The sequence below is a fragment of the Winogradskya humida genome, assembly GCF_016862215.1.
Lineage (GTDB): Bacteria > Actinomycetota > Actinomycetes > Mycobacteriales > Micromonosporaceae > Actinoplanes > Actinoplanes humidus.
In genome coordinates this window covers 16,359-31,384 of the sequence record NZ_BOMN01000148.1, presented here as the reverse complement: position 1 = coordinate 31,384, position 15,026 = coordinate 16,359, and the positions used below count along the sequence as shown (strand labels likewise).

General features: G+C 71.7%; 12 protein-coding genes. 6 read left to right on the top strand and 6 right to left on the bottom strand.

What is annotated here, in order from left to right:
* Positions 1 to 116 precede the first annotated feature (116 nt).
* Positions 117 to 2,690, top strand: coding sequence for an alpha-L-rhamnosidase-related protein (locus tag Ahu01nite_RS48410; protein ID WP_203843542.1), 2,574 nt, complete (start codon positions 117 to 119; stop codon positions 2,688 to 2,690).
* A gap of 98 nt (positions 2,691 to 2,788) precedes the next feature.
* On the opposite strand, the gene Ahu01nite_RS48405 is transcribed toward Ahu01nite_RS48410, so the two are convergent.
* A complete protein-coding gene (locus Ahu01nite_RS48405; RefSeq protein WP_203843541.1) occupies positions 2,789 to 4,048 on the bottom strand; it encodes a carboxylesterase family protein in 1,260 nt (419 codons plus the stop codon).
* A gap of 150 nt (positions 4,049 to 4,198) precedes the next feature.
* On the opposite strand from Ahu01nite_RS48405, the gene Ahu01nite_RS48400 reads away from it, so the two are divergent.
* The 3 genes from Ahu01nite_RS48400 (at position 4,199) to Ahu01nite_RS48390 (ending at position 7,234) form a co-directional block, all read left to right on the top strand.
* Positions 4,199 to 4,498 carry a hypothetical protein gene (locus Ahu01nite_RS48400; protein WP_203843540.1) on the top strand — a complete coding sequence of 100 codons (300 nt, stop codon included), beginning with the start codon at positions 4,199 to 4,201 and terminating at the stop codon, positions 4,496 to 4,498.
* 692 nt (positions 4,499 to 5,190) lie between these two features.
* On the top strand, positions 5,191 to 5,934 hold the full coding sequence (locus Ahu01nite_RS48395) for a VOC family protein (RefSeq protein WP_203843539.1): 744 nt from the start codon (positions 5,191 to 5,193) through the stop codon (positions 5,932 to 5,934).
* A gap of 55 nt (positions 5,935 to 5,989) precedes the next feature.
* Entirely contained in the window at positions 5,990 to 7,234 is a 1,245-nt protein-coding gene (locus tag Ahu01nite_RS48390; protein ID WP_203843538.1) for a sensor domain-containing phosphodiesterase, read from the top strand.
* 16 nt (positions 7,235 to 7,250) lie between these two features.
* Here the strand turns inward: Ahu01nite_RS48390 and Ahu01nite_RS48385 are convergent, their stop codons facing one another.
* Positions 7,251 to 8,528, bottom strand: a complete 1,278-nt coding sequence (locus tag Ahu01nite_RS48385; RefSeq protein ID WP_203843537.1) for a cytochrome P450 — start codon at positions 8,526 to 8,528, stop codon at positions 7,251 to 7,253.
* Positions 8,529 to 8,681: 153 nt separating this feature from the next.
* On the opposite strand from Ahu01nite_RS48385, the gene Ahu01nite_RS48380 reads away from it, so the two are divergent.
* A complete protein-coding gene (locus Ahu01nite_RS48380) occupies positions 8,682 to 9,884 on the top strand; it encodes an FAD-dependent monooxygenase (RefSeq protein WP_203843536.1) in 1,203 nt (400 codons plus the stop codon).
* On the opposite strand, the gene Ahu01nite_RS48375 is transcribed toward Ahu01nite_RS48380, so the two are convergent.
* The 4 genes from Ahu01nite_RS48375 to Ahu01nite_RS48360 are packed head-to-tail and all read right to left on the bottom strand — an operon-like array spanning position 9,814 to position 13,875.
* Positions 9,814 to 10,641: a glycosyltransferase family 2 protein gene (locus Ahu01nite_RS48375; RefSeq protein WP_203843535.1), complete on the bottom strand. Its 828-nt coding sequence runs from the start codon at positions 10,639 to 10,641 to the stop codon at positions 9,814 to 9,816. The genes Ahu01nite_RS48380 and Ahu01nite_RS48375 overlap by 71 nt on opposite strands.
* A complete protein-coding gene (locus tag Ahu01nite_RS48370; protein ID WP_203843534.1) occupies positions 10,638 to 11,615 on the bottom strand; it encodes a glycosyltransferase in 978 nt (325 codons plus the stop codon). Before Ahu01nite_RS48370 ends, Ahu01nite_RS48375 begins: the two co-directional genes overlap by 4 nt.
* The gene (locus Ahu01nite_RS48365; RefSeq protein ID WP_203843533.1) at positions 11,606 to 12,739 is read right to left on the bottom strand and encodes a glycosyltransferase; all 1,134 of its coding nucleotides are present in this window, start codon (positions 12,737 to 12,739) and stop codon (positions 11,606 to 11,608) included. Before Ahu01nite_RS48365 ends, Ahu01nite_RS48370 begins: the two co-directional genes overlap by 10 nt.
* The gene (locus Ahu01nite_RS48360) at positions 12,736 to 13,875 is read right to left on the bottom strand and encodes a glycosyltransferase (RefSeq protein WP_203843532.1); all 1,140 of its coding nucleotides are present in this window, start codon (positions 13,873 to 13,875) and stop codon (positions 12,736 to 12,738) included. Before Ahu01nite_RS48360 ends, Ahu01nite_RS48365 begins: the two co-directional genes overlap by 4 nt.
* Before the next feature lie 171 nt (positions 13,876 to 14,046).
* Between Ahu01nite_RS48360 and Ahu01nite_RS48355 the strand changes: the two genes are divergently transcribed.
* Positions 14,047 to 14,949: a WcbI family polysaccharide biosynthesis putative acetyltransferase gene (locus Ahu01nite_RS48355; protein WP_203843531.1), complete on the top strand. Its 903-nt coding sequence runs from the start codon at positions 14,047 to 14,049 to the stop codon at positions 14,947 to 14,949.
* The last annotated feature ends 77 nt before the right edge of the window (positions 14,950 to 15,026 follow it).

Sequence of the window (15,026 nt, the reverse complement as noted above, 5' to 3'; positions counted from 1 at the left end):
GTAGACGACTGGTCTACTTGACCGCAACCCCGAACGCGGGCAAACGTGCTGCACTCGATGACCAACGCATGATCCATTGATGGACGTCGAGGCCGTCCGCGACGAAAATCGGTGACATGAAACGTTTCACGACACAGCCCGGCATCCCGCGCCGCCTCCTGCTGCAAGCAGGCATCGCCACGGCGGCCGCAGCCGCAATTCCCCAGCAGGCGGCCGCAGCCGCGATCCCCCAGGAGGCCGCCGCAGCCGCGATCCCCCAGGAGGCGCCGGCGGCCGCGCCCGCCGAGGAGCCCGGCTGGCAGCGCTACGTCGTGGGCCCGGCCGATCGGCACGTCACGCCGGCCCTGGTGACGGCGACCACCGGGGACGTACGCGACCCGGACGCGCTGCTGACCCGCGGCGGCACCGTCACCGTCCTCACCAGGCCCCGGCCCACGGCGCCGCCACAGTGGCCCGCGGGCACCACCGCCACCGCCTCGTCGTTCCACGCCCCCAACGGCGGCAACAACGGCACACCCACCACGTACGACCCGGGCAACGCCGTCGACGCGGATCCCGCGACGTTCTGGAACGACGCGGAACCGGCCACCTACCCGGCGGTGCTGACGGTCACCACGCCCACGGCACAGACGCTGCCCGGGGTGACGCTGCTGTCGAATGCGGACGGCGTACCCGTCGATTTCACGATTGAGACCTGGGACGGCACCGCCTGGCAGCCGGCCGCGACGGTGACCGGCAACAGCGACGTCCAGCGGGTGGTCCCGTTCGGCGCGGCGGTCACCACCGGTTCGCTACGGCTGACGGTGACCCGCACCCAGGACACGCCGCGCGGGCAGTACACGCGTGTGAACGCGCTGTGGCCCGGCATCGTCGAGCCGGCGGTCGCCCCGAGCGTCACCGTCGACTTCGGCAAGGTCGTCGTCGGCTACCCGCGGGTGGTCTTCGCGTGGGCGTCGGACAACAACCCCGGGGTGCGCCTGGCGTTCTCCGAGACGCTGCAGTTCCTCGGCGACCGTTCCGACTACACGCGCGGCGACGGCTCCGGCGGCCCGGGCACGGACCAGTTCGCCGTACCGGCCGGCGGCGCCGATTGGCTCGACCAGCCGGGCGACCAGAGCGGCACCCAGGTGCACGCCGAGGGGTTGCACGGCTTCCGCTACCTGAAGATCACCCTGGACGCGCTGCCCGCCGACGCCCCCGCCGCGCTGCCCTACGGCCAGGTCGCCATCGACGCGGTGGCGCTGGAGTTCACCGCCTACCTCGGCACGCCCGAGTCGTACGCGGGGACGTTCCTCTGCTCCGACGACGAGCTCAACCGCTACTGGTACGCCGCGTCGTACGCCAACGAGCTCACCGTCGACACGTTCCGGGCCACCGACTGCGACCCCCGCAACGCGGCGAGTCCCACCCTCGAGGGCAAGCTCGTCCTGCACGACGGGGCGAAACGCGACCGGGACCCGTACGTCGGCGACCTGGCCGTCTCCGGGCGTACCCTCTATCTGACCCATCCGGACGCCGCCGAGGCCGCGCGTAACGTGCTCGCCGACCTGGCCGCCCACCAGCGGTCCGACGGTTTCCTCCCGCCCGCCTCGATCGTCGGGTACGGCTTGAAGCTTTTCGACTACCCACTGTGGTGGATCACCACGAGCTGGGACTACGTGCTGTACACCGGGGACCGGGCGTACGCCGCGGACCACTGGACGACACTCACCGCCGTCCTCGACACCTGGTATCCGAGCGTCACCGACGGCGACGGCCTGCTGAGCAAGGGCCTCAACGGCACCGGAGAGTACGGCGACTACGCCTTTCTGCCCCGCAGCGGCCGGGTCACCTACTACAACGTGCTGTACGTCCAGGCCCTGCGCGACGCGGCCCGCATCGCCGGCTTCCTCGGTTACACCGCCGACGCCGACCGCTGGACCCGCCGCGCCGCCACGGTTGCCGCCGCGGTCAACGCCAAGCTCTGGGACGCCGGCGCGGGCGCCTACCTGGACACGCTCGACGGCCCGGTCCGCCACGGCCAGGACGGCAACTCCCTCGCGATCACCGCGGACGTCGCCGACCCCGCCCGGGCGGCCTCCGCGCTGCGTTACCTGGACGCCACCACCCGGCAGCCCTACGGCAACGCGTTCATGGACAACAACACCCTCCCCGGCGTCGGGGGCGCCTCGGAACGGGTGTACGCCTTCACGTCGTACCCGGAGATCGTGGCGCGTTTCCGGACCGGCGCGGCGGACAGCGCGATCGACCAGATCAAGCGCACCTACGGCTGGATGGCGACCCACGACCCCGGCAGCGCCGCATGGGAGGGCATCGGCCCCGGCGGCGAACCGTACGAGGACGGCTTCACCAGCATGGTCCACGGCTGGTCCACCGGCGTCCTCCCAGCCCTGACCAACGAACTCCTCGGCGTGACACCCACCGCCCCCGGCTTCGCCACCTGGACGCTCGAACCGCACCCCGGCACGGTCACGTGGGCCCACGGCACCGTCCCCACGCCGCACGGCCCGCTGACCGTCTCCTGGGAGCGTACGGCGTCGACGTTCACGCTCAGCATCACGGCACCCACCGGAACCCGTGGACAGGTTTCCCTGCCGGCCCGGGCCCGCACCACCCTGAACGGCGCCGCCATCCCCGGAAAGACGGTGCAGGACATCGGCCCGGGGACACACACCATCGTCGTGCGCTGACCCGCACCGCCCTACCCGGACACGACGGCGTGACCGACCCGGCCGAAGCGGGTGGATCACGCCGCCGTCACCCTCGGCGGCGAACGGCGTGCGGTGCGTCAAGCGCGTTGGCGGGCCATCCATTGCCAGAGGTGGGTGCCGTGGTTGCTCGGGTCGTTGCGTGCGGCGTAGATCCAGGACCAGTGGCCGGGGAACTGGTAGCCGTCCCAGATGACGTGGTCGTAGAGGGAGAGCAGGGAACCCGGGATGAGGTCGTGCGCGTGGACCGTGTTGGGCTCAGGCGGGACCGTGTCGTCGTCGCGGGAGGCGATGAGCCAGGTCGGGGTGGAGATGCCGCGGAGCTCGGCGTCGGTGATCATGGTCGGGCCGCCGGGTTGCAGGGACTCGACCACACCACAGACGGGTACGGACGCCGCGAACAGGTCCGGGTAGACAGTGGTCATCTTGAGGCTCATGTAACCGCCGTTGCTGCAGCCTGCGACGTAGATGCGGTCGCGGTCCACGGGATTGCGGCGGACGACCTCGCGAATGATCTCCAGGATCTGGGGTGCGAAGCGGTCGCCGTCCTCGAGCCAGAACGACGTGCTCTGCGGGGCCACGACGTACGCGCCGGAGAAGATCCGCTGTGCCTGCGGTGTCGCGAAGCCGAGCGCTCCCCGGTTGGCCCGCAGGGTGGTCTCGTTGTCGTAGTAGTTGTCGGGCAACGAGGCCCCCTCGCCACCGCCGTGCAGCCAGACGACGAGCGGCCGCCTGCCGGACCGCTCCGCCGGCGAATACAGCCGGTACTTCATCCCCGACCCCGAGACGCGATAGCCGAAAGCGTCCACCTCCGGGTTGACCAGCCGCCCCTGCACAAACTCCTGAACGGTCACGCGCCGCCGGCCATCAACAACAAATGCCAGATTCTGCACCAATGTGTACGCGAGGACGAGCCGAACATTGCGCCCCTTGCCCGCGATGTACCCGAGCGTCGAGGCACCGGCCTGCCCCTCCCCGTGCTCGAGCTCCACCACGATGTTGCCGTGCCGGTCGAGCCGCACACCGCTCACCACGCGGTCCAGGTCGTACTCGCTGAAGATCTGGTCACCCGGCGCGATGGGAACCGGGCTCGTGGCCTTGACGTGGACGCTGAACGTGCCGGTCGTCAGGCTCGCCGGGTCGATCCGCCCGAGCCGTCCGGTGGCGAGGGTCAGCGAGGTGACCTGCTCCCCGCCGTCGAGCGTCGCGGCGTTGACCGTGAACCCCACACTGACACCCGAATGCCCACCGGCGTGAGCCGCCGCGGCCGGAAGAGTCAGCCCGACGGCGGCGCCCGCGCCGGCAGCAAGCACGGAACGACGACTGACCGAGGTGGCCACATTGCCTCCCTGTTTCCAACCCGTTACGAGTAACGCAGTGATACGGGTCTATCACAGGCCCGTCACCGCGCGGAAGGATCCGGGCCCGCCGGTCCGGCGGCGACTTTCGCTGCGGTCGCGTTCTCCGGGGTGAGCGCTTAGGCTGAGCGGGTGGATGCGGCCCGGGGTGTCCTATGTGCGTGCTGCGGCGGCCTGGTCGTCGTGGTCAGCGAGTCGGCCCACCCGACCGGCGTCTTCATCCAGCACGGCCGGTGCGCGGATTGCGGCACCAGATTGTGGCGGCTGCTGGACGAGCAGCGGGTCCCGTTACCCGATCAGCGCGGCCGATGGACACCCCCGGCCACCGACACCCGGCGCACAGCCCACCGAACGTTCCGGCACGTGGAGCGCTACTCCTGGCCCGCCGGCCGCCCGGCCCAGCGAACGGACCCCACCCGCCCCCGAAGGTGACACACCCTCGCACAGCCCCCGGCCCACCCCCGGGCTGACCCGCCGCGGCCGGAAAGCACGGAACGCAAGCAAGAACGAGGGCCCCGGTGCTTGATCAGCACCGGGGCCCAAGGGTTACGGGTCTTAACCACCATCTACCGGCAGAATCGCCGGGTTGTCGTATCCGCACCAGCCCGATATCCGGGTTTCGGGTGCGAGGACCGCATAAGCGTGACCGGAGACCACCTCTCGTTCGATGGAAACAACGGTGTCCGTGCCCAGCCCTGACAAGCAGCCGGTAACGGGCGATCCAACGGTGTGAAACCCTCCCTTTCCTCTGATTACCTGAACTCGTCCGCCGGCGCCGGAACCCCACGCGACTTCATGGCCCCGAACACGTGCGACGAACGCCCTGCCTTGCCACTGCTCCTTGCCACTGCTTGAGCCGGGTCGGTGTCGGTCCAGCTCCTTCACCCTCAGCCAGGGTGGTGATCGTCTGCGTCTTTGCTGTTGCTTCTCTTTCAACAAGAGAAACGTTAACCGCTTCCACCAAGCATGTCTAGTACCGCGAGCATAGATTTTCTAGGAAACAATCTTCACTCTTTGGGGGCCGGGGGCTTTCCGCCGACGCGGCCCGGCGCTAGTGTCGGCCGTCGAAGAAGCCGCTCGAGACCCCGGTGGCGTGTGTTCAGACCACGTCCCAGGAGGGGTCAATGCTGCACAAATCCACCCTGACCGAGGAGCTGGCGAAGTACGTCCTGCCGGCGGCGCAGTTCGATGGACTCAGCCTGGAGGTGCTGGACGCACCGCGGGCCGCGCGGTTCTGGAGTGTCGCGCTCGGCGGTGGCACGGTCCAGGACGTCGGCCCCGGGCGGTTGCGGATCGATGCCGCGCCCGGGCGCTCGCCGAACGAGATCCTCCGGCTCACGACCGTCCGGGAGCTGCGCCCGCAGGCGACCAGGGCGCATCTGGACCTGCGGCTCAGCGGGGCGGCCCCGGACGTTCTTGTCGCGGCCGGCGCCCAGATCGTACGGTCCCCCGGTCCTGACCCCTGGTATGTCCTGGCCGATCCGGAGGGCAACCACCTCTGCGCCTATCCCTCGGTCGACGATCGTCCCAGCGGGATCTTCCAGCTCGTCGTCAAATGTCGCGACGCGTACGCCCAGGCGCGCTGGTGGGGTCGCATCCTCAGCGGTGACGTGATCGCCGAGGGTCCGGCGGCCGCGGTCAAGGCCGCGCCCGGCTTCCCGTGGGATTACCTGCTCTTCGACCCGGTGCCCGAGCCCAAGGTCACCAGGAACCGGTTGCACTGGCACCTCGACCTGCGGGACCGGGATCCGTCCGCCCTGCTCCTGGCCGGTGCGACCATCCTGCGGCAACCCGACGCGATCCATACGCCCTGGGTGCTGGCCGACCCGGAGGGCAACGAGTTCTGCGCGTTCACGAAACGGCTCTGACCGGTCGCACGGAAGCCCGGCTCAGGAACGGGGGCGGTGTGCCGATCAGGCGGGAGTGAGCGCCACAGACACGCACCTGGCAGAGCTCGGCGACGTACTGCGTGACTGTGGGCTGCACTGCGTCTATCAGCCGTTCATCGATCTGGACACCGGGACGGTGCTGGCCTACGAGGCGCTGCTCCGCGGGCCCAGCGGCACCAGGTGGGAATCGCCGATGGTGCTGCTCGACGCGGCGCGGGCCGAGGGGCGCCTCGCCGAGCTCGAGCTGGCCTCCCTGCGGTCGTCGCTGACGGATGCGGGGGCCCTGGCGCAGGGGCGGCCGGTGACGCTGTTCGTCAATCTCGAGCCCAGCACCCTCACCCAGCGGCTGGACATCGTCCTCGGCGCCCTCGCCGAGCGGGCGCCGCACGTGCAGGTGGTCGTCGAGATCACGGAGCGGGCCCTGGCCGCCGATCCCGCCGGGATGCTGGCCGGTGCCGAGCGGCTCCGGGCCGCCGGGTGCGCCATCGCCGTGGACGATGTGGGGGCGCAGCCCGAGTCGCTCGCGTTCATCCCGCTGCTGCGGCCCGAGGTGGTCAAGCTCGACCTGCAGCTGCTGCGTACGGTCAAGGATCCGGCCACCGTCACCGTGGCGGGTGCCGTGCGGGCGTACGCGGAGCAGTCCGGGGCCGAGGTGGTCGCCGAGGGTATCGAGACCCAGGACGACCTGACCCGCGCGCTGGTCCTCGGCGCGACGCTGGGCCAGGGCTGGTTGTGGGGCCGGGGTGAGCGCGGTTTCGCACCGTCGGCGTTCCGGCCGGAGCGGTTCACCGCGCGACCGATCGGGCCGGCCCTGCACGCCACGCCGTACGGGCTCGTGGGACCGCGCCACCGGGTCCGGCACGCCCCGAAACATCTGCTCATCCCGGTGTCGAAGACGCTGGAGCTGATGGCGGTGCAGGCCGCGGTGCCGCCGGTCCTGCTCGCGGCGTTCGAGCATGCCAGGTATTTCCGGCCGTCCACGGTCCAGGACTACACCGAGCTCGCGGCGAAGCTGCCGTTCATCGGCGTCCTCGGTGTGGACATGCCGGCGAGCCCCGCTCCCGGCGTGCGGGGTTCGGCCCTGGCCGTTCAGGATCCGCTCGCCAGCGAGTGGACCGTGGTTGTTCTCGGCGGTCACACGTCGGCTGCCCTGATCGCCCGGGACATGGGCGACGCCGGGTCGGACGGCGACCGCGAGTTCGAGTTCGTCGTCACCTACGACCGCGAACTGGTCACCGCGGCAGCGCATTCCCTGGTCGGCAGGCTGACGGCAGGCTGAGTGCGCGGCAAGTTGTCTACACCGTGTGCACCGGGAGGCTGTCGACGCCGAAGACGATCGAGGCCCGGCGGAACTGCAGGTCGGCCGGGTCGACCGCCATCCGCAGATCCGGGAAGCGGCGCACCAGGGCGGGGAACGCCGTACGCAGCTCCATCTTGGCCAGCTCGGCGCCGATGCAGCGGTGCACGCCGTACCCGAACGCGAGGTGGGACCGGCCGGGGCGGCGGGCCGGGTCGATCCGTTCCGGTTCCGCGCCGACCTGCTGGTCGCGGTTGGCGCCGCTGAGCGAGCAGATCACCACGTCGCCCGTACGGATGGGCACCCCGCCGATCTCCAGGTCCCGGATCGCCACGCGGGGAAAGGCCACCTGGACGACGGTGAGGTAGCGCAGCAGCTCATCCACGATCGCGTCGACGTTCTCGCCGGCCCGCAGCTGCGCGGCCATAGCCGGGTCCTCCATCAGGGCCATCGCGCCCAGCGCCAGCATGCTGGCCGAGGTCTCCAGGCCACCGGTCAGCACCCCGTCGGCCAGGCCGGCCAGCTCGCGGTCGTCGATCGCGTCGCCGTGGGTCCGGATCAGCGCACCGAGCAGGCCGTCACCGGGGATGCGGCGCTGCTCCTTGATGAGCCCGTCGAGGTAGTTCAGCGACTCGGAGACCGCGTCGAGGGGTGCGTGCGCGCCGGCACCCATGTCGAACCTGGACATGCTGACCTTCTCGAAGTACTCGCGGTCGGCGTACGGCACCCCGAGCAGTTCGCAGATGGTCAGCGCCGGGATCGGCAGCGCCCATTCGTGCCACAGGTCGGCGGGCGCGCCGGCGGCTCCCAGCGCGTCGAGCCGGTCGGCGACGATGGCCTCGATCCGCGGCTGCAGGCGGCTCAGCCGGCGCATGGTGAACTCGGGGGTCAGCATCCGGCGCAGGCGGGTGTGGTCCGGCGGGTCGGCGAACCCGAGACCGCCCGGGTCGGCGCTGATCTTGATCCCGACCTTGCCCGCGAACTTGCCGAAGTCGTTGCTGAACCCGTCGAGGCTGCCCAGGACCTCCCGGGTCGCGTCGTCGCCGGTCACCAGCCAGGCCCGGATCCCGAACGGCACCGGCAACTTGCTGACCGGTTCGCGCCCGCGGATCTCGGCCATCCGCTCGACCGGGTCGAGGCCGTCGCGGTGCAGCGGCCACAGGATGCGGTCCGGGAGCAGGGCCAGGCCGGCGTACGGGCCGTCGCCGGCGAACCTGCGGGCCAGCGACCCCAGCACCTGTGAACGAACCGCGGACACCAACGACGTCAAGCCCATCCGGCCACTCCCCGACTCGGCGAACCATCGGGGCCCCGATGTCACTCGCGCGCCCATGATCACACGGAAGGATTACGTTCTGCGAAACTGCTCCCCTATAGTGGCTTGATAATCAAGTGATTAGATTTTCAAGCTTTAGAGTGGGAGTACGCCATGACCGGTCCCCGTGCGCTGATCTCCGGCGCCAGCATCGCCGGCCTCACCACCGCCTACTGGCTCGGACGCGCCGGATGGGACGTCGACGTCGTCGAACGGTCCGAAGTGTTCCGCGACGGCGGCCAGAACATCGACATCCGCGGCGCGGCGCGCGAAGTCCTCGCCGAGATGGGCCTCGAGGAGCCGGTACGCCGCCGGAGCACCACGGAACAGGGCACGGCGGTGCTCGACGCCCGCGGCCGCGCCGTCGCACGGTTCCCGGTCGAGGATCCGGACGGTCTCACCGCCGAGCTCGAGATCCTGCGGGGCGACCTCGCGCGGATCATCCTCGACGCGCTGCCCGCCGGCGTCCAGGTGTGTTACGACGACCAGATCACCGGGGTACGCGACCAGGACTCCCACGTGGAGGTGACGTTCCAGCGGGGTGCCACGGCGGACTACGAGCTGCTGGTGATCGCGGAGGGGGTCCGGTCGCGTACCCGTGACCTGGTCTTCGGATCCGCCGTCGCGCGCCGCGAGCTCGGGCTGAACATGGCCTACGGAACCATCCCGCGGACCGGGGACGATGACCGGTGGTGGCGCTGGTACTCCGCGAGCGGCGGCCGGCAGATCACCCTGCGCCCCGACAACGCGGGCACCACCCGGGCGACGCTGGCGTTCACCACCCGCGGGCAGAATCTTGCCGAGCTGCCACTCGACCAGGCCCGCGACGCGTTGGGCGAGGTGTTCGGCGACGCCGGCTGGCAGGCTCAGCGCGTCGTCGACGGTTTCAAGGGTTCCGGCGACGTCTACATGGACTACCTGACCCAGATCATGATGCCGTCGTGGGCGAAGGGGCGCGTCTGCGTCACCGGTGATGCCGCGTGGTGCGTGACACCGCTCGGTGGGGGCGGCACCTCGCTCGCCATGATCGGCGGCTACGTCCTGGCCGCATACCTCAGCCGGGAACACCACGGCGCCGCCCTGGAGCTGTACGAACGCTGGATGCGGCCCCTGATCGACGATGCGCAGAAGCTGCCGCCCGGCACGCCCCGGCTGTTCTACCCCGCGTCCGCGGCCGGCGTGGGGGTCCTGCGTACGGTGGCCCGGATCGGCAGCCTCGGCGTGCTCCGTAAACTCACATCACGCCTCAGCCATGTGGCCCGGACCGGTCAGGCGCTGCCGGCGATCGCCTCCACCCCGCCGGCGTCCGCTCGATAGCGCCCGCCTCGGCGAACGCGTCGAGCCAGCCCCGCATCGGCCAGGTCCCCCAGCGGTCCGCGAAGAGCCGGCCGTTGCGCAGGATGTCGTCGAGGTGCTGCCACGGCGGGGTCGACGTCGGGTGGTGCTGGTGGTAGGCGTGCGCACCCCCGACCCAGACGAGGGGTACGCCTGCCGCCCGCGCGGTGAACGCGAAGTCGGTGTCCTCCCCGCCGTACCCCTCATAGGACTCGTCGAAGCCGCCGACCGTACGCCAGGCCTCCGCCGTCACCGCGAACGACAGCGACCAGAACAACCGGTGCTCCCCCGGCACGTTCTCCCCGTCGGGCGGCGCGGGACGGGCGGCGTGCGGTGCGGTCAGGGCCGGGAGGTCACCCGCGTCCTCGGGCAGGACGCCTTCCGGCAGGTACGTGACCGGGCCGCACAGCAATGCGCCCGGATGCGCGGCGGCCGCGGCGCTGTACCGCGCGAGGAGGTCCGGGCCGGGAAGGCAGTCGGCGTCGAGCAGGACGAGCAGGGTGGCGCCCGCTTCGAGAGCAGCCTCGGCGCCACGGTCACGTCCGGCGGCGAGGCGCAGGCCCTGCTCCCCCGGCGGGACGTGCAGCATCTCGGCGCCGGCGAACTCCGGGACGGACGGCGGCGCGTCCGCGTCGAGCCAGACAACGATGCGGCGTACGGGCTCGGGCGTGAGCAATCGCTGCTGGCGGCGTACGTGGTCGAGGCGGGACGCGGAACAGATGGTGATGACTGCGATCATGATCTGACCTGCGCGATCGCGTCGGCGGCCCGGTGCGCGGCGCCGGTGACACCCCACAGTGCCCAGTCGGGTTCCAGCGCCCGGGCCTGGTCGAGCACTACGGGCCAGGCGTCGTCGTCGGGCCAGCGCGCCTCGACGACGGCGAGTTGGTGGTCGGCGAGGAAGCGGCCGGTCGCCACCTGCTCGTCGAACGGTCGCGGCTGCGGCACCACCACCGCCCGCGCACCGGCGGCAGCGAGGTCGGCGATGCTGTTCTGGCCCGCTGCGGCGATGACGACCTCGGCGCGTAGCAATGCCTCCCAGGGATCCTCGATCCATGTCGAGCCGCCGGCGATGCTCCAGCGGGTGCCCGGGGTCGCGGCGGCCGCGCGGGCGACGCGGTCGGTGAGGTCGCTCTCGGCGGTGCCGCCGCCCAGCACGAGCACCGTGCCGGGGTCCGGCTCACCATCACGGGTACGCCCGTCGAAGCGCGAGATGCCGCCGACCTCGACGAGTCCGTGCTGCGCGGGTGAGCGGTGCGCGCCTGCGGGCCACGGTGCCAGGACGCGGGCCGCTGATGCGTACGCGAGCCGGTGCGGCCCGTCGCCCCGGTCGCCGGGCTGGGTGACGACGACGGTGGCGACGCCGAGGAGCCGCACGAACAGCGCCACCTCGACCGACACGTCGACGACGAACCGGTCGAAGCGCTGCCCGGCGATCGCGTCGGCGATGACGGCGAGCCGGCGCGCGTGCCCGGCGTGACCGAGGGGCGCCCAGTGCAGCAGCCCACCCGCGGTCGGGTCGGCGCCGGCCGGGTCGGGGGTGCCGTCGTTGTCGAGGTCGAGGCGTACCCAGCGGGTGTCCGGCGGGAGGTTCTGCGGTGCGGGCAGGGAGCTGAAGACCGTGACGTCTCCGGCGAGATGCGGCCGGACCGCGCGGAAGCGGGTCAGGTGGCCCGCGCCGTGATGGTGGAGGTACCAGCCGGTCATACCCATGCGCCGGCTCCCGGTCGTGCGTGCGTCGCGGACAGGTCGAACACGGTTTCGAGCTCGGCTGCCCGGTGGTCCAGCGAGAACCGCGCGATGGCCGCCGCGCGGGTCCGGCGGCGGCGTTGCTGTTCGTCCCCGCCGGCGTTGGCGAGGTGGCCGGCTGCCGACGCGAGTGCCTCGACGTCACCCATGGGTACGAGCCGGACCGCCGGCGCGGTGCCCGCGACCTCACCGATGCCGCCGGTGTCGAATGCGGCTACGGGCGTACCCGTTGCCAGGGCCTCTGCCACGACGAGGCCGAAAGGCTCCTCCCAGAGGGGGGTGACCAGGGCGCAGGCGCTGCCACCGACGAGCTGCGCGAGTTCCGGCTGGCTGAGGGGGCCGAGATACTCGACGCCGTCGCCGAGGAACGGGCGGATGTGCTTCTGGAAGTACGGCGCGTCGCCGACCCGGCCCGCGATGCGCAACGTCCGCCCGGTGAGCCGCGCGGCCTGCACGGCGAGGTGCACGCCCTTCTCCGGGACGATCCGTCCGAACCAGACCAGGCCCTCGCCGCCGGGCCCGAGACGCCAGCGACTGCTGTCGATCGCGTTCGGCATCACCAGCGCGTCGACACCGTGCCGGCGCCAGTCCGCGGCCGTGTACGCGCTGACGGCGAGGAACCGCCCGGGCGGGACCGCCGCGCGTGCCGCCTCGACGAGCGCGGGGAGCGGCGGGGTGTGCAGCGTCGTCACCATCGGGACCCCGAGCTGGTCGGCACGGGCGAGGGGCTGCGGGTGCAGGCTGTGGTTGTCGACCAGGTCGATCGTGTCCGCGTTCCAGCGGATGAAGTCGAGGGCTGCCTCCAGCGCGGGGAGGGCCCGGTCGAGGTGTCCCGGCGGGTAGGTCGAGTCGGTCGCGTCCATCTCGTCGGGCCAGACCGCCGCGGGCAGCCGGAACTCCGCCGGGACGTCCTCCTGGAACTGCGAACCCTCTACGGCACAGAGGAGTACGCGGTGACCGCGCGCTCGGAGCATCCGGACGCGATCCCACACCATCGCTTCGAGTCCACCGGCGTGGGGCTCCCGGATGGGGTGCCGCAGCGGCGCGATGACGGCGATGGTGCGGGGACGCGCGGCACGGGCGCTCATGCTGCCAGCCCGGCGGGCTCGAGCGGCGCTGCAGGCGCGGCCAGGTCGGCAGGCGCGGGCGGCGAGGCCAGGACTCGTTTGTAGACGGCGGTGTGGGCGGCGGTGATCGCGGCGGCGTCGGCTGTTCGCCGGCGGCGGCGTTCGGTGAGACGCGCCACCCGTCCGGCTGAACCCGCGCGGGGTGCCGCGGCGAGGAGGCGCCGCACGGCGCGGGCGAGCGCGTCGCCGTCACCGGCGTCGAACGCGGCGAAGTCCTCCGGATGCTGCTCGCCGACGTACCCGACACGCGGGCCGGCGACGGGGACGCCGAGGTCCCAGCAGAGCTCGGCCCAGCCGGAGTGCGTGCCGGTGCGGTACGGCAGCACGGCGACGTCCAGGTCGGCGATGGACCGCGTGAGAGCGGCGTCGTCGAGCCGCTCGCTCCGGTGCAGCTCCGCTGCGGGGTGCGCGGCGACCAGCGCGGTCACGGTCTCGCGGGCGGCCTCGTCGCGGACCCGGTCGTTGACCTGCACGCGGGCGACCGCGGCGACGCCCTGCGCCCGGAGGCGGTCCACGGCGTCGAGCAGGGTCGCCACCGCGCGCACGGCGTCGGTGCCGGGGCGGATGTCGCGCAGGTGCACGCCGAGGATCGCGGCGTCCGAACGGCGCCCGGCGGGTGCGTCCGCGTCGAGGGCGAGCACGTGCGGGTGCGCGACGACCTCGGCCACGCGGCCCCAGCGCCGCCTGATCGCGGCGGCGGCACCCGCGGTCAGCGTCACGACCGCGTCGGCGGCGGGGACGAGGATGTCGAGGTGCTCGAGGTGCTGCGCCTGATCGATCAGCTGCGGGTTCTCGAGATCGTGCAGCGTGTAGACGAGCGGGCGGCCGCTCGTGCGCAGCGCGCGTACGAGCGAGCGGAGGTGCTCCGCCGGGAACGACTCCGTGCCGAAATGGATGTGCATGACGTCGAAGTCGTCCCGGTTCGCCGTCACCCAGGCGGCGTCGCACATCACCGGCGGCCACCACCGGCCGTCCGGGGCGCCGGGCGGCGGCGGGTCGGGCAGCAGGTCGATGCCGCCGCCCGTCAGCACGTGCCGCACGTAGGGGTGCGCGGACGGGATCGGAGCCACTCTGATGACGGGTGCGGTGAGCTGCACAGCGGCCTCCTCGAGGATCGGTCAGGTGGTGCGGGCGACCGACGCCAGGCTCGGGATGCGCGCAGGACACGGGATGCCCACAACGTCCCGGGATTCGCTGAGATGTTTCTGACAACATCGCTTTGGCAGAACGGGTGTGAGCAGCGGATTTACGGGAATGCGTGAGGGATCATGGATAACTCCCCGCGGACCTGGCACTACGGGGAGTTCTACGGACTTTCCGAGCCGCACGGTGACGGTCCCATCACTCTCGTGACAGGGAACTGCCAGGCGGAGTCGTTACGGATCATGCTTGACGGCGCTGGTCTGCGTACGGTCCGCCTGCCTGCCGTCCACGAACTGACCGCAGCCGACCTCCCCCACCTGGACCATTGGCTGGGCCGGGCGTCGTTCCTGGTCTCCCAGCCGATCCGCGACGGTTACCGCGGCCTCCCGCTCGGCACGGCGCAGCTCAGCGCGCGCCTCGGCCCCGGAGTCCGGACGGTGCGGGTGCCGGTGATCCGCTTCGCCGGCCTGTACCCCGCGCACGCCATCATCCGTCCCCCGTCCGACCCGGGCCTCGTCCCGCCGCTCGTCGAATACCACGACCTGCGCGTGCTCGCCGAAGCCGCCGGACTCCCCACCGTGCGCCTCAACCCCGCGACGGTCCGGGCGATCGCGGACCACTCCCTCACCCAGTTGAGTACGCGAGAAGCCGCCCACGGCACCGTGATCGTCTCGGATCTCTTCGCGGCACCGTCGTTCGCGCTCATGCGGACCCTCAACCACCCCGGCAACCCGATCTTCACAGCCCTGGCGGCACGCGTCCGTGCCGCACTCGGCCTCCCTTCACACGCCACCGATCCGGGCCGGCCGCTGCTCAACTCCGTCCATGCGCCCCGCGAAGCGGCAGTCATCGAAGCCTGGGATCTCGATGAGCCGGACGAGCGCCCGGACTGGCTGGTCGACGGCGCGGTCATCGAGGCCGGCGCCGTCCGCGAAGCACACCTGGCCTGGTATTCAGCCCACCCCGACGCCGTCCAGGCCGGCCTCACCCGCCACGCCGACTCCCTGAAGATCCTGGGCGACTCATGACCGGACTCCCCGCACCCGCCGCGACCAGCGACCCGCGCCAGGGATCGCCCTCGCCTGCCGGGACTGCTTGCCAGCGC